The sequence below is a fragment of the Kitasatospora sp. NE20-6 genome (genome assembly GCF_045862635.1).
Genome location: NZ_BPRL01000022.1, coordinates 148,793 through 162,809, shown reverse-complemented (window position 1 = coordinate 162,809; position 14,017 = coordinate 148,793). Strand labels below are relative to the sequence as shown.

Below are 14,017 nucleotides of genomic sequence, written 5' to 3'. Positions count from 1 at the left end.
AGTGCCGCAGGGAGGGAGTCCGGGCCGGGTGTCACAACCGGCCTCCGGGCTCCCTTCCTTCGTCTCGTGCGTGCCAGCAAGCCCCTGGCATCAACCATCCAGTCGGACCGGGAGTTCACACGTGAGGCCTCAGACCACCGACATGGGCCGGACGGCCGACCGTGGCAGAACCGGTCACCGCGCCCTGACCGCACCGGCCACCGTGCCCGCATCCGCCGTCCCCCTCCCCGGCCGGCACGACCACCCCGGCCGGCGCGATCATCCCGGCCGGCGCGATCATCCCGCCCTGCGCGCCGCGCTCGCCGCCGCCGCCGAGGACGCCGTCATCTACGACCTGGACGGCATCGGCCGCCAGTACGCCGCCCTGTGCGCCGAACTGCCCGGCGTCGCCGTGCGGTTCGCGATGAAGGCCTGCCCGGTGGACGAGGTGCTCGGCCACCTCGCCCGGCTCGGCTCCGGCTTCGACGCGGCGAGCCCGCAGGAGATCGCCCAGGCCCTGCGCACCGGGGTGGCCCCCGGACTGATCCACTACGGCAACACCGTCAAGTCGGACCGCAACATCGCCGAGGCCTACCGGCTCGGCGTGCGCGACTTCGCCACCGACTGCCTGGAGGACGTCGCCGCGATCGCCGAACACGCCCCCGGATCACGGGTGTTCTGCCGGATCGCGACCACCGGCGAGGGCGCGCTGTGGGGCCTGAGCCGCAAGTTCGGCTGCTCGCCCGGGGACGCCCCGCGGGTGCTCGACGCCGCCCGCACCGCCGGGCTGGTGCCCTCCGGCCTGTCCGTGCACGTCGGCTCCCAGCAGATGACCGCCGAGGCCTGGGTCGAGGCGATCGAATCGCTGGCCGCCGTCCTGGAGGCGCTCGGCTGGCGCGGCATCACCCCGGACCGGATCAACCTCGGCGGCGGACTGCCCGCCCTCGGCGTGCTGGACCGGCGCGGCCGGCCGCTGGAACCGCCGCTGGACAAGATGTTCGCGGTGATCCGCGAGGGCGTGGAGCGGCTGCGCGCCGTCAACGCAGCCCCGCTGGAATTCCAGCTGGAGCCCGGCCGCCACCTGGTCGCCGACCACGGTGCGATCCGCGCCCACGTGGCGCGGCTCTCCGCCCGCCGCCGGCTCGACGGCACCCGCGAGGACTGGCTGTACCTGAGCTGCGGAAAGTTCAACGGCCTGTACGAGATGGACCAGTTGCAGTACCGGCTGGAGTTCCCGACGCACCCCGGCGGGCAGTTCGTCGACGCCGTGGTGGCCGGCCCGACCTGCGACAGTGACGACGCGTACGCCCAGGAGGGCGGCCTGGTGCGGGTTCCGCGTGCGATCGCCTCCGGCGACCCGGTGTGGGTCCACTCCTGCGGCGCGTACGCCACCGCCTACGCCACCCGGGGGTTCAACGGCTTCGCGCCGCTGCCGTACACCTGCGTCGGCGGCCCGGCCCCGGACGGAGGAGACGCATGACCGGCACCCGGATCCGGCTGCTCCGGGAGGAGGACTGGGACGAGGTGGTCGCGCTGGAGGAACGCGCCTACGCCGCGAGCGGCCTGTCCGAGGGGCGGGAGGCGCTGCGCTCCCGGCACCGGGCCTCGCCCTCGACCTGCTTCGTGCTGGAGCACGCGGGCGGCTTCGGCGGCTACCTGCTCGCACTGCCCTACCCGCTGTTCCGCTGCCCGGACCTGAGCCTGGCCGAGGAAGGCGCGGTGCAGGAGAACGACCGGGGGAGCAACCTGCACGCCCACGACCTGGTGATCACCGAGCGGGCGCGCGGCCGGGGCCTCGCCCCGCGGATGATGCGCCACCTGCACGACACCGCGCTGGCGGCCGGCCACCGGACGGTCTCGCTGGTCGCCGTGCACCGCTCGCAGGCCGTGTGGGCCCCGCTGGGCTACCGGGCCCGGCCCGATGTCGGGCTGCCCGCGAGCTACGGCGCCGAGGCGGTCTACATGGCGAAGCCGCTGGAACCCGCTGTCACCGCTCCGGCTCCCGGGTCCTCGCCCGGAGCCGGAGCGGGCTGACGCATCCAGGGGTCCGGCAGCCGTACGCCGGGGGCCGCGCCCTGCCGGGCTCCGTGAAGCCCGACGGCTGCGAGCAGGTCTTCGACCGGCTCGCAGCCCGGGCCGGAGGAGTGGAGCCGATGCCCCGTCAGTAGCGCCAGCGGACGGCCTCGATGACGTCCGTGTCCGTGTGCATCGCGAACAGCTCCGCCTCCGCCCGCCGGACGGCCAGCACGGCCTCGTACAGCTCGGGGCCGAGCGCCTGCCGCAGCAGTGCGGACTTCTCGAACGCGTCGATCGCCTCCGGCAGGCTCGCCGGGAGGCGCTCGGCGCCGTCGAGGGCGGCGGGGTCGTTCGGGGTCTCGGGCGGGAGGGGCAGGCCGGCGTCCAGGCCGGCGAGCCCGGCGGCCAGCACGCCGCCGATCTCCAGGTACGGATTGGCGGCGGCGTCGAAGCACTTGAGCTCCGCGTTGGCCTGCCCGGCGGCGGAGCCGGTGATCAGGCGCAGCGCCGCCTCACGGTTCTCCAGGCCCCAGCAGCGGTAGGCCCCGGCAAAGCGGGAGGGGACCAGCCGCAGGTAGGAGGCGACGCCGGGCGCGCCGAGGACGAGGAGGGCGGGCAGCTCGGCCAGTACACCCGCGAGGAACTGCTCGGCGTCGGGGTGCAGCCCGTGGCGGCCGGGGCCGCCGTGCCCGAGGTTCCGGCCCTCTCGCCAGAGGCTGAGGTGCAGGTGGCCGCCGTTGCCGACCGAACCCTCGGTGAAGACGGGCGCGTACGAGACCCGCAGGCCGTGCCGGGCGGAGACGGCCCGGACGGTGTGGCGCACCAGCATCGTGGTGTCGGCCGCCTCGACCGGCCCCTCGGCGGCGACCGAGACCTCGAACTGCCCGGCGGCGTACTCGGGGTGGAGCTGGAGCACGGCCAGCCCCTGATCGGTGAGGGCGCGCAGCACATCCCGCAGGTAGTCGGAGTGCTCGACGAAGCGGGTCATCCCGAACGCGGGCCCGGTGGTCGCGGGGGCCCCGGCGGCGTCGGCCACCACCCACTCGATCTCGATCCCGGCCCGCACCGAGAGCCCGCGCCGCTCGACGGCCTCGGTGGCCCGGCGGGCGAAGTGGCGCTGGCAGCCGGGGTGCGGGGTGCCGTCCTGGGTGTAGCGGTCGGCCGGGGCCCAGGCCCAGCCGGGCTGGGCGGCGAGCGGGGTGAGCCGGTCGAGGTCGGGGACGAGCCGCAGGTCGCCCACCGGGCCGGTGCTCGAAGGCGCGGCGGTGATGGAGTCGTCCACCAGGGAGACGTCGAAGCAGGGCACGGCGCCGACACCGTACTCGGCGGCGTGTTCGAGCTGGGCGAGCGGGACGGACTTCACCCGGGTGAGCCCGGCGTTGTCGACCCAGCCGAACACCACCCCGTCGATTCCGTCGGCGGCGAGCTGTGCTTCGGCCGCCCGGGCCCGGGCGGCCCGCTCGGCTCGGGGGTACGTGGTGGTCATGCCGCCCATGCTGGCGTTCTCGGCGGCGGGCGCGCCAGGGGCCATGCGGGAGTTCACTCGTCCGTGAACGGTCGGAGCTGCGACGTGACGAGGGCACGGGCAGGGGCACGGGTGACGGGTACGGGTGACTGGTACGGGCAGTGTCCGGGGAGGTCCCTCCGGTCGGACGACGGTCACGACGGCCTCTCCTCGGACGAGGGCGAGGGCAGGGGCGAGGGCACGGGCCGGGGCGTGCGCAGGCTCGGCACGGCGGCGAGCAGGGCCCGGGTGCAGGGGTGCTGCGGGGTGCGCAGGATCGTCTCGGTGGGGGCGGTTTCGACGATCCGGCCGTGCCGCATGACCGCCACGACGTCGGAGACGTGGCAGACCGCGGGCAGGTTGTGGCCGATGAGGAGCACGGACAGGCCGAGCCGCTGCTGGAGTTCGCGGATCGTGTTGAGCACGGCGGCCTGCACCGAGACGTCGAGCGCCGAGGTGATCTCGTCGGCGATCAGCAGGCCGGGTCCGACGGCCAGGGCGCGGGCGACGGCGACCCGCTGGCGCTGACCGCCGGACAGGTGGCGGGGCAGGCGGTCGGCGAGGCGGGGGTCCAGGCCGACGAGGCCGAGCAGTTCGGCGACGCGCGCGGCCCGGGCTGGCCGGTCGAGCCGTTGGAAGACGGTGGCCGCTTCGGCGAGCGTGCGGCCGACCGTCATCCGGGGGTCCAGCGCGGTGTCCGGGTCCTGGAGGACGACCTGCACGAGGCGGCCGAGCCGGCGCCGGTCGCGGACGGTGCGGACGCGGACCTCCCGGCCGTCGAGCAGGACCCGGCCGCCGTGCACGGGGACGAGACCGACGATCGCGCGGGCCAGGGTCGACTTCCCGGAGCCGGACTCGCCCACGAGCCCGAGCGTGGTGCCGGACGGGATCTCCAGCGAGACGCCGTCCACGGCGGCGGGCCCCGGCCGGCCGGGGTGGCGGACGGAGAGGCCGGCCACCCGGAGGGTGGTCATGGGACGACCGCCGTCGCCGGGTCCACCGCGACCGGTGCCGGGTGCCGGCAGGCGACCCGGTGGCCGGCATCGAGGTCCTCCATCGGCGGAGCCTGCTCGGCGCAGTGGTCCCGGCGGCTCGGGCAGCGGGGCTCGAACGGGCACCCCGGGGCGGGCGCGAGCGGGTCGTGCGGGTCGCCCGGCACGGTCGGCAGCGGCCGGTCGCGGTCCGCGGTGAGGTCCGGGACGGATGCGACCAGGGCCCGGGTGTAGGGGTGCCGGGCGCCGTCGGCGAGGCGGTCGGCGGGCAGGGCCTCGACGACGAGCCCCCCGTACATCACCAGGACCCGGTCGCAGAACTCGCCCACGAGCGCGATGTCGTGGCTGATGAACAGGACCGCGGCGGAGGTGTCCCGCCGGATCCCGGAGAGCAGCCGGGTGATCTGCCGCTGCACGGTGACGTCGAGTGCGGTGGTCGGCTCGTCGGCGATGATCAGGGCCGGCCGCACCGTGAGCGCGGACGCGATCATCACGCGCTGGCGCTGGCCGCCGGAGAGCTGGTGGGGGCGGGAGCGCAGCACCGACGGGGGGAGGGCGACCCGGCGCAGGGCGTCGGAGGCCTCCGAGGCGGCCTGCGCGCGGCTCGCGCCGCGGTGGGCCCGGACGGCCTCGGTGAGCTGGGTGGCGACCCGCAGAGCCGGGTTGAGCGCCGAGGCCGGGTTCTGGAAGATCACCGCCAGCCCCGTCGCGAGGTGGCGGTCCCGCTCCTTCGGCGTCATGGCGGCGAGGTCGGCCCCGAGCAGCCGGAGGGTGCGCCGGGACATCCGGGCCCCGTCCGGGAGGAGGTCGGCGATGGCGAGCGCGGTGAGCGACTTGCCGGATCCGGACTCGCCGACGAGCCCGACGATCTCGCCCGGGCGCAGCGCGAGGCTCACCCCGCGCACCGGCCGGACCACGCCGTCCGGAGTGGGGATCTCGACGTGGAGGTCCTCGACCTGGAGCACGAGGCCGTCCTCGGCGGGCCCTCTCGGGGCCGGGGCCGGTGCCGGGAGCGGCACGGGTGTGCGCGGTGCCGGGTCGCGCCGGGCGACGCCGCCGGCCAGGACCTCGCCGAGCAGTTGGAAGGCCAGGGCCGCGTAGAGGACGGCCAGGCCCGGGGCGAGGGCGGGCAGGGGTTCGGCGTAGATGCGGTCGAGGCCCTGGTTGAGCAGTTGCCCCCAGTCGTAGCCGGGCGGCTGGACGCCCAGGCCGAGGAAGCTCAGCCCGGAGAGCGCGACGAGGGCGGTGCCCGCCGCCGTGGTGGTGCTCAGCAGCAGCGGTTCGGCGATGTTGGGCAGGACGTGCCGCCACAGCAGCCGGTGCCGGCGCAGGCCGAGGACCCGGGCCGCGGCGAGGTGGTCGGTGCCCGCCACGCCGGCCGCGAGGGTCTGGGCGAGCCGGGCGAATCCGGGGACGCCCGCGACCGCGAGGGCGAGCACCGCCCCGCCGCCACCCGCGCCGAACACGACCGCGAGGAACATCGCGACCAGGAGCGCGGGGAAGGCGAGCAGGAGGTTGATCAGGCCGGCGAGCAGCCGACGGGCGCGGGGGCCGAGGACGGCGGTGGACGCCCCGAGGAGGACGCCCGCGGCCGCGCCGAGCAGGACCGCCGTCAGCGCCGGCACCAGGGAGGGTCCGGTGGCCGTCAGGACCCGGGCGAGGAGGTCCCGGCCGAGGTTGTCGGTGCCGAACGGGTGCGCTGCGGAGGGGCCCTGGAGCACCGCGGAGAGGTCGGGGCGGTCGGCCGCCGCGCCGCAGAGGAGCGGGCCGGCCGGTGCGAGCACGGCCAGCGACGCCAGCATGGCCGCCGTGACCCAGGTCAGGGGGGAGCGCCGGCGGCCGGGGGAACGGGGCACGGTCACATCTCCCGGATCGCCGAACGGGGATCGAGCACGGCGAGCAGCACGTCGACCAGGAGACCGGCGAGCAGCACGGTCGTGCCCAGCACCAGCACCGTCGCCTGGACCACCGGGTAGTCCTGCGTGACCACGGACTGCGCCATGGCCGAACCGATGCCGGGCCAGGAGAAGACCCTCTCGACCAGCACCGTGCCGGCGATCAGGGCGGGCAGCAGGCCCCCGGCGACGGTGAGCACGGCGGTCGCCATGTTCGGTGCGGCGTGCCGCAGGTGACGGCGGGCGGGGGACAGTCGTTTCGCCCGGGCGGTGCGCAGGTAGTCCTCGCGCAGCACCTTCAGCGCCTCCCCCCGGACGATGCGCGCCAGGACGGCGGTGGGCGCGAGGGAGAGCGCGAGGACCGGCAGGACGAAGGATCCCGCGCCCGCCGCACCGGCCACCGGGAGCAGCCGGAGGCCGACGGCCAGCAGCGCGGTGAGCCCGGCGGCCAGGACGAAGTCCGGCACCCCGGCGAGGCCGGCGGTGACCGTCGTGAACGCCAGCTCGGTGCGCGGATGCCGCCCGTCGCGGGTGCGGACGGCCGCCAGCAGACCGCAGGGCAGGGCGACGGCGAGGGTCACGAGGAAGGCGAGGCCGGCGATCTCCAGGGTGGCCGGCAGCCGGGTGCGGATCAGTTCCGCGACCGGGGTGCCGGTCACCAGGGAGGTGCCGAGGTCGCCGTGCACGAGGCCGTCGAGGTAGTGCCGGTACTGGGACGGGAAAGGTGCGTCGAGCCCGAGGGCGTGTCTGCGGGCGGCCACGAGGTCGGGTGCGGCGTCCACGCCGAGCGCCGCGCGGACCGGGTCGCCGGGGACGAGGCGGATCATCGCGAACGACGCGGTGAGCACGACCCCGAGGGAGAGGGCCAGCCGGGCGGCGCGGCGGCCGAGGAACGTCGTCCAGGGGTGCCGCAGCAGCCGGGGCACGGGCACGGTGGATCCCCCGGTCACTGGTGGAGGCGGATGCTGGTGGGGACGAGCCGGCCGCCGAAGGTGGTGGCGAAGGTGGTGCGGTGGCCGTAGACGGTGCTCCGGCCGTCGGCGATCGGGAGCGCGTCGGCCGAGCGGAGGAGGGCGGCGGCGGCCCGGTTCCAGGTGTCGCAGCCCGCCGTGTCCGTCTCCCGGAGCGCCCGGGCGACCAGCGCGTCGTACTCGGGGTTGACGACCCCCGCGAAGTTGAGGCCCTGCGCGGGGGCGGGGCCGGAGAAGAAGGGGACGAAGCCGGCCGGCAGGGCGAAGCCCGGCGAGGTGCCGGTCACGACGTCGAACTCGCCGGTCCGGTACATGGCGTTGACGAGGGCGGGCAGGCTCTCGGTGACCAGGGTGACGTCCGCGCCGAGCGCCGTCCAGGTCCGGGCCGTCAGCTCGGCGACGGAGGGCAAGGTCGGGCCGAGGTCGGCGCTGGTGACCAGGCGCAGCCGGAGCGGCCGGCCGTCCTTGGTGAGGGGGCCGCCGCCGGTGCGGGTCCAGCCGGCGGCGCGCAGGGCCCCGGCGGCGTCCTGCGCGGGCAGGTTGGCGGCGGCGAGGTCGGCGTGGCAGAGGGAGCCCTCGGCGCCGAAGTCGGTGGCGGGCCGGCCGGTGCCGCCGACGGCGACGTTGGCGAGCCCCGGGCGGTCGAGGGCGGACACCAGGGCCCGGCGCAGCGCGCGGTCGGCCAGGGGGCGGCCGGGGCGCTGGTTGAAGAAGGTCAGCCCGACGACGGTCGCCACGTCGGTGGTGGTGAGGCCGTGGCCGGTGAGCCGGGCGCGGTCCGGACCGGTCACGTTCGCGATGTCGACGCCCCCGGTGAGCAGCAGGTTCGCGGTGGTGGAGGCCTGGGGCACCACGGAGACGACGATGCGTGCGGGGAGGCCGGGCTCCGCGGTCGTCGCCCCGGCCGGTCCCCAGGCGTAGCCGTCGCGGACGGTGAACTCGTACGGCCCGCCGGGGGTGTAGCGGGTCAGGACGTAGGGGCCGGTGCCCCGGGTGGTCCGCTCCAGCGACCGGGGCCGGTCGAGTCCGGCGGGGCAGACGACCGGCAGCAGGCCGAGGGTGCGGGTGAGGAAGGGGAAGGGGGTGGCGGTGGTCGCCGTCACCGTGCCGGCCGCGTCGTCGGCTCCCGCGGTGAACGGGACGTTCGGGAGGACGGTCCGGGCGCCGGCGAGCTGGTGGGCCGGGTCGCCCGCGTAGGTCAGTGCCCGGGCCACCGCCGAGGCGGTGAGGGGCGTGCCGTCGGAGCAGGTGATGCCCGGGCGGAGGGTGAAGGCGGCGGTGGTGGTGGTGGCCTGCCAGGACGAGGCCAGGCCGGAGACCAGGGTGCCGTCGGCGGTGACGTTGACGAGGGAGTCGTAGGCGTAGTGGGCCTGGGCGGCGCCGAAGGCGGAGTACGGGTCGAAGCTGGGCGTCTCGCTGGTGACCGCGATGCGGACGGTCCCGCGGTCCACCAGGGGTGTGGTCGTCGAGGAGCGTCCCGGGCTGCCGCAGCCGGTCAGCGCGACGGCCGCGGCGGTCACGCCGACCGCCAGACGGGTCGGCAGGGGGCGACGGGGCATGGCGTCATGGTGTCACCGGGATCCGGTGGCGGAGTGCCGGCCCGTGGGCACGGCGGACGCGTCCGAGGAGGGGGAACCGCCTGCCCGCTTGGCCGGAGGCCGCCGGGGCGGGCGGGGGACGGCCGGTGTGATTCGCCCGTTCGTGGGACACCGCGGTCCCTGTCCGGCCGACCGGCGACCGGGAGGGCGTGCCGTCGCCACACTTGCGGTATGAGGACGAACGAACCGGGCCGTGAGATCGGCCGCCTGGTGGACCGTTACTGGCAGTTCCTGCTGGAGCACGACCCGCTGCTGAGGGCCCGTCAGGGGCTCCCGGTCGAGACCCTGCCGGAGGTGTCGCCCGCCGAGGCCGAGGAACGGGCGCGGTTCGCCCGGGGCGTGCTGGACGGTGTCGGGGCGCTCGACGGCGCGGAGCTGTCCGGTGCGGACTCCGACACTGCGGCGTTCCTCACAGCGCTGGCCGAGCAGGAGTTGCGGGCCTTCCGCTGCTACTGGCTGACGCCCGCCGCCACGCCGTACCGGCTGTTCCCGCTGTCGCTGTACGCCGACGCGGTCCTGCGCCCGTTCTCCTTCGCCGGACGGCCGGACGTCGAGCGGTACCTGGGCCTGGTGCACCGGCTGGCCCGGGTGGTCGGCTCGATCGGCGACAAGGTGGCGGGGCAGGCCGCCCGCGGCTTCCGGGTGCCCGCGCCGGCCCTGGCCGGTGTGCGCGCCACCGCGGCGGGGCTGCGGGTCTCCGTGGCGCGCCGGGCGGAGGTGGACGACGACCGGCTCGGCGGGCTGGGGCCGGCCGACCGGGGCCGGATCCGGGACGGCGTACGACGGCTGGTGGAGACCGGTCTGGTGCCGGCCTTCGACCGCCTGCTCGCCGTCGTCGACGACCCGGCGCACCCGGGCGGGGCGCCGCAGGCCGTCGGCTGGGCGCAGTACGAGGGCGGCGAGCAGGCGTACCGGGAGTTCGTCCGGACGCACACCGGGGACGACGTGCCGCCCGAGCGGCTCCACGAGCTCGGCCGCGAGCAGTGCCGCGAGCTCGCCGAGCGGATGGCGGAGCTGCGGGCGGCCCTGGATTTCCGGGGTTCCGAGGGCGGGTTCCACGACCGGCTGCGGGCCGAGCCCCGCCTGTACGCCCGGACGCCCGAGGAGGTCGAGGCCCGGTACCGCGGCCACCTCGACCGGCTGGCCCCGCTGCTGCCGCGCTGGTTCGCCGCCCTGCCGGCCGCCCCGTACGGGCTGGCCCGGCTGGACCCGGCGCTGGAGGCGGGGATGACCTTCGGGTACTACGAGCCGCCGACCGCGGCCGGCCCGGTCGGGCGCTACCGCTACAACGGTTCGGACCTGGACCGGAGGTCCCTGCTCGGCTCGGCCTCGCTGATCTACCACGAGCTGGCGCCCGGGCACCACTTCCACCTCGCCCGGCAGGCGGAGAACCGCGCCCTGCCGCAGCTGCGGCGCGAGGTCGCGGAGTTCGACGCGTTCAACGAGGGCTGGGCCGAGTACGCGGCCGGCCTCGGCTGGGAGATGGGTCTCTACGACGACCCGTGGGACGCGTACGGGCGCCTCGCGCAGGAGCGGTTCACCGCGCAGCGGCTCGTCGTCGACACCGGGCTCAACCTCGGGACGATGGGCCTGGAGCAGGCGCGGGACTTCATGCGCGCCAACTCCACGGAGGCGGACGGCCAGATCGACTCCGACCTGCTGCGGTACTCGACCGACCTGCCGGGGCAGGCGCTCTCCTACCGTGCGGGGTACCTGGAGTTCGTCCGGCTGCGGGCCGGGGCCGAGGCGGAGCGGGGCGCCGGGTTCGACGTGCGGGCCTTCCACGAGGCCGTGCTGGGAGGCGGCGGGCTGCCGTTCCCCGCCCTCCGGCGGCGGGTGGCGCGCGAGCTCGGAGAACCCCGTCGGGCGGGATGAAAAACACCGGCCGGTCGTTCGTTCCACGTGCGTTCGGCAATTGGTGGCGCCCTGGATGCCAGGAGCACTCGCACGGGTGAAATCGGCCTGGACTGTTTGGTCCCGACGGACATGGTTCGACTACGGTGGTGCCGGAGCGGGCGGTGCAACCCGTCGATGAGGGATTCGGTCCGCCGGATGGGGCGGAGAATCCCGGAATCGGGTGCTTCCGTCCGCCCGGCTGTGCGCTGCTTCGGTGTTCGCAGTGCCCGGGTTCCCTGTCATACGTATGCGTAGAGAGGATGGAGCATCATGCCGCCCGTAGTACCGCCCTTCCTGATCGGCCTCGTCGTCGCGCCCCTGGCCAAGCGTCTCCTCAAGCCGCTTGTGCGGGGTGTCGTCAAGACCTCCGTGGGCCTCGTCCTTGAGGTGAAGAAGGCGGCCCATGAGGCCGGGGAGAACATCCACGACCTCGCCGCCGAGGTCGCCGCCGACGTGGTGGCGGCGCAGATCGTCGCCGGTGACATCGGAGTCCGCTCGGGTGACGGCCGGCAGGCCGCCGCCGGGGACGGCTCCCGGAACGGGGGGAGCACCTCCCAGGGCGGGGGGAACGGCTCCCCGGCCGGCGGGAAGGGTGACTCCGCCGACCGGTCCGAGGGTGAGGCGAGGACCTCGAAGATCCGCGCGACCGCCGGTGCGGGCAAGGCGCACTGACGTTCCACCCGGCGGCCCCGGCCGCCCGGGCGCATGTTCCGGCGGGGTCCGGAGGTGTGCCCGGGCGGTGACCGGCCGCAGGCCTTCCGGCCGTATTTCCTCTTTCTCGACAATTCCACTTCCGTCGCCTTGATCCGTCGTGCCCGTGACGATTTCGGCGACCTCCGCAAAACAGGTGATCGTACACATGCCATCTCTGCTGGGTGCCACAGCCGGGAATCTCTCCGTGGATTCGGGCGTGCACTCGCGCTCGGTCATTCCGGGCCGCCAGCGATGGGACGTCAAACCGATTCTCGGGCGGCCCCAGGTGGCCGAAGTCCTCGCCGCGACCCTGCGGCGCATTCCCGGGATCACCCAGGCGCAGGCCAGCCCGGTCACCGGCGGGGTCCTCGTCCGGCACGACGCGCGCGTGAGCGCCACGGACGTCGGCCGCATCGTGCGCAGGGCCGTCACCCTGGTCGTGGAGGGCCTGGCCGGTGCCGCCCGTCCCGCACCGGCGCGGCCCGCCGCCGAACCGGCTGCGCGCGCCGACCGCGGCGTCGTCGTCCGTCCCGTGCTCGCCGTCGGGGGCGGGGTGGCGGCCGGGATCGCCCTGATCCGCGGGTCGGCGCTCAGCCGGCAACTGGTCGCGCTGGGCGGCGTGGTGGTGGCGACCGGGGCCGTCGTCCGGAAGGCGTGGCGCAGGACGGCCGACGCGGCCGACGGCCTGCCCGGGACCGCACGGCACCCCCTGCTGGAGATCGTCGGACCGCACCGCCGGCAGCTCTGCCGCGCCTCCGTCCTGTCGGTCGCCGGCCAGATCTCGGAGATGGCGCTCGGCACCTTCCTCGGCTGGACGGCGCTCGTCCTCATCAAGGGCGGGGCCGCGCCGCTGGTCCGCTTCGGACTGACCACCGCCTCCGCGCAACTCTGGGGACTGGCAGGGCTGGTGGCCGTCGCCTGCGCCGCCGTGGCGGGCCTCTCGTACGCATCGAACCTCCAGTGGCGCAAGCTCGGCCAGGACATCGAGCACGACTGGCGCAACCGGACGTACGCCCACGTGCAGCACCTCGAACTGCGGCACCTGGAGGGCGAGCGGACCACCCGGGTCGCCGGCGCGCTCACCGACGACGTCCGCCAGCTGGGCGCCTTCTTCGCGACCTCGGCCGGCGACCTGCTGCACCTGGGCACGAGCCTGGCCGTCCTGGTGCCGCTGTTCCTCCTGCTGGCACCGCAGATCGCCTGGATCGCGTTCCTGCCCATCCCGGTCATCGCCTGGCTCTCCTTCCACTACCAGGACGAGGTCGCGGCCGCCTACGCCGTCTCCGGCGAGGACCGGGCCAGGCTGCACAGCCAACTGGTCAACACGCTGGAGGCCGGCGCCACCGTCAAGAGCTTCTGCACCGAGGACTACGAGGCCGAGCGCATCGACGGGCTGAGCGGGGAGGTGCAGGAGAGCAGCCGGCGGACCGACCGGAGCACGATCCGCCATGCCGAGATCGTCCGGGTCTGCACGACCAGTTCGATGGCCGGCACGCTGCTGATCGGCGGCCGGTCGGTGCTCGACGGCAGCCTGCCGTTCGAGGTGTTCAGCCCGCTGATCGGGCTGCCCCAGATGGTGATGATGCGGATGAACCGGCTCGGCGGAATCGTCGACCAGTACCAGCGCACGCTCGCCGCCCACGACCGGGTCCGGCGGCTGCACGCCCTGCCGGTCGAGACCGCGGGCACCGGCGGCCCGCTCGACCTCGGGACGGTGCACGGCGAGATCGTCCTCGACGACGTGACCTTCGCCTACCCGGGCCGGCCGCCGGTCCTGGAGGACCTCTCGCTGACCATTCCCGCCGGGCAGGTCACCGCCCTCGTCGGCGCCACCGGTTCCGGCAAGACGACGATCGCCAAACTGTTGATGCGCTTCCAGGACGCGGAGTCCGGCAGCGTGCTGCTCGACGGGCGCGACGTGCGCGACCTGCCGCGGCGCGACCTGCGCCACGCGATCGGGTTCGTCGCCCAGGACCCCTTCCTCTTCGACGGCAGCATCGCCGACAACATCCGCTACGGCAGCTTCACGGCCTCGGACGAGGCCGTGGTCGAGGCGGCCACGATGGCCGAGGCGCACGCCTTCGTCGCGTCGCTGCCCGACGGCTACGACACGGTGATCGGCGAACGGGGCGCCGCCCTCTCGGGCGGCCAGCGGCAGCGCATCGCCCTGGCGCGCGCGATCCTCAAGGACGCGCCGGTCGTGATCCTCGACGAGGCCACCTCCGCCGTCGACAACGAGACGGAGGCCGCCATCCAGCGCACGCTCCGCGTCTTCGCGGCCGACCGGACGATGGTCGTCATCGCCCACCGGCTCTCCACCGTCCGCCACGCCGACCGGATCTACGTCATGGACAAGGGCGGCATCGTCGCCGAACAGGGCACCCACGACGAACTCCTCGCCCGGCACGGGCTCTACGCATCCCTCTGGCAGCTCCAGGCCGGCGAACTCGCCGCCTGACCGCAGTACCCGCGC

General features: G+C 75.3%; 10 protein-coding genes. 5 read left to right on the top strand and 5 right to left on the bottom strand.

Annotated features, from left to right (window positions below):
- Positions 1-121: 121 nt before the first annotated feature.
- Positions 122-1,459 (top strand): type III PLP-dependent enzyme, encoded by a 1,338-nt coding sequence (locus tag SNE206_RS19385; protein WP_407914671.1) that lies wholly within the window; start codon positions 122-124, stop codon positions 1,457-1,459.
- Entirely contained in the window at positions 1,456-2,013 is a 558-nt protein-coding gene (locus tag SNE206_RS19380) for a GNAT family N-acetyltransferase (protein ID WP_407914670.1), read from the top strand. Before SNE206_RS19385 ends, SNE206_RS19380 begins: the two co-directional genes overlap by 4 nt.
- A 127-nt stretch (positions 2,014-2,140) precedes the next feature.
- On the opposite strand, the gene SNE206_RS19375 is transcribed toward SNE206_RS19380, so the two are convergent.
- The 5 genes from SNE206_RS19375 to SNE206_RS19355 form a co-directional block, all read right to left on the bottom strand.
- A complete protein-coding gene (locus SNE206_RS19375; RefSeq protein WP_407914669.1) occupies positions 2,141-3,481 on the bottom strand; it encodes a glutamine synthetase family protein in 1,341 nt (446 codons plus the stop codon).
- Positions 3,482-3,654: 173 nt separating this feature from the next.
- Complete coding sequence (locus SNE206_RS19370; RefSeq protein WP_407914668.1) at positions 3,655-4,473, bottom strand: ABC transporter ATP-binding protein; 819 nt, start codon at positions 4,471-4,473, stop codon at positions 3,655-3,657.
- Positions 4,470-6,347 (bottom strand): dipeptide/oligopeptide/nickel ABC transporter permease/ATP-binding protein, encoded by a 1,878-nt coding sequence (locus SNE206_RS19365; protein ID WP_407914667.1) that lies wholly within the window; start codon positions 6,345-6,347, stop codon positions 4,470-4,472. Before SNE206_RS19365 ends, SNE206_RS19370 begins: the two co-directional genes overlap by 4 nt.
- A 2-nt stretch (positions 6,348-6,349) precedes the next feature.
- Positions 6,350-7,318: an ABC transporter permease gene (locus SNE206_RS19360; protein WP_407914666.1), complete on the bottom strand. Its 969-nt coding sequence runs from the start codon at positions 7,316-7,318 to the stop codon at positions 6,350-6,352.
- Positions 7,319-7,332: 14 nt separating this feature from the next.
- On the bottom strand, positions 7,333-8,916 hold the full coding sequence (locus SNE206_RS19355) for an ABC transporter substrate-binding protein (protein ID WP_407914665.1): 1,584 nt from the start codon (positions 8,914-8,916) through the stop codon (positions 7,333-7,335).
- A 210-nt stretch (positions 8,917-9,126) separates the two neighbouring features.
- Here SNE206_RS19355 and SNE206_RS19350 point away from each other — a divergent pair, with 210 nt between their 5' ends.
- From SNE206_RS19350 to SNE206_RS19340, 3 genes are all read left to right on the top strand, one after another.
- Positions 9,127-10,830 (top strand): DUF885 domain-containing protein, encoded by a 1,704-nt coding sequence (locus SNE206_RS19350; RefSeq protein ID WP_407914664.1) that lies wholly within the window; start codon positions 9,127-9,129, stop codon positions 10,828-10,830.
- 291 nt (positions 10,831-11,121) lie between these two features.
- Positions 11,122-11,523: a DUF5132 domain-containing protein gene (locus SNE206_RS19345; RefSeq protein WP_407914663.1), complete on the top strand. Its 402-nt coding sequence runs from the start codon at positions 11,122-11,124 to the stop codon at positions 11,521-11,523.
- Positions 11,524-11,830: 307 nt separating this feature from the next.
- The gene (locus SNE206_RS19340; protein WP_407914662.1) at positions 11,831-14,002 is read left to right on the top strand and encodes an ATP-binding cassette domain-containing protein; all 2,172 of its coding nucleotides are present in this window, start codon (positions 11,831-11,833) and stop codon (positions 14,000-14,002) included.
- Positions 14,003-14,017: the final 15 nt, after the last annotated feature.

Coding starts and splice junctions, on each gene's coding strand:
- SNE206_RS19370 (WP_407914668.1), bottom strand. CDS start 4,473: ATGACCACCCTCCGGGTGGCCGGCCTCTCCGTCCGCCACCCCGGCCGG.
- SNE206_RS19355 (WP_407914665.1), bottom strand. CDS start 8,916: ATGCCCCGTCGCCCCCTGCCGACCCGTCTGGCGGTCGGCGTGACCGCC.
- SNE206_RS19375 (WP_407914669.1), bottom strand. CDS start 3,481: ATGACCACCACGTACCCCCGAGCCGAGCGGGCCGCCCGGGCCCGGGCG.
- SNE206_RS19380 (WP_407914670.1), top strand. CDS start 1,456: ATGACCGGCACCCGGATCCGGCTGCTCCGGGAGGAGGACTGGGACGAG.
- SNE206_RS19345 (WP_407914663.1), top strand. CDS start 11,122: ATGCCGCCCGTAGTACCGCCCTTCCTGATCGGCCTCGTCGTCGCGCCC.
- SNE206_RS19350 (WP_407914664.1), top strand. CDS start 9,127: ATGAGGACGAACGAACCGGGCCGTGAGATCGGCCGCCTGGTGGACCGT.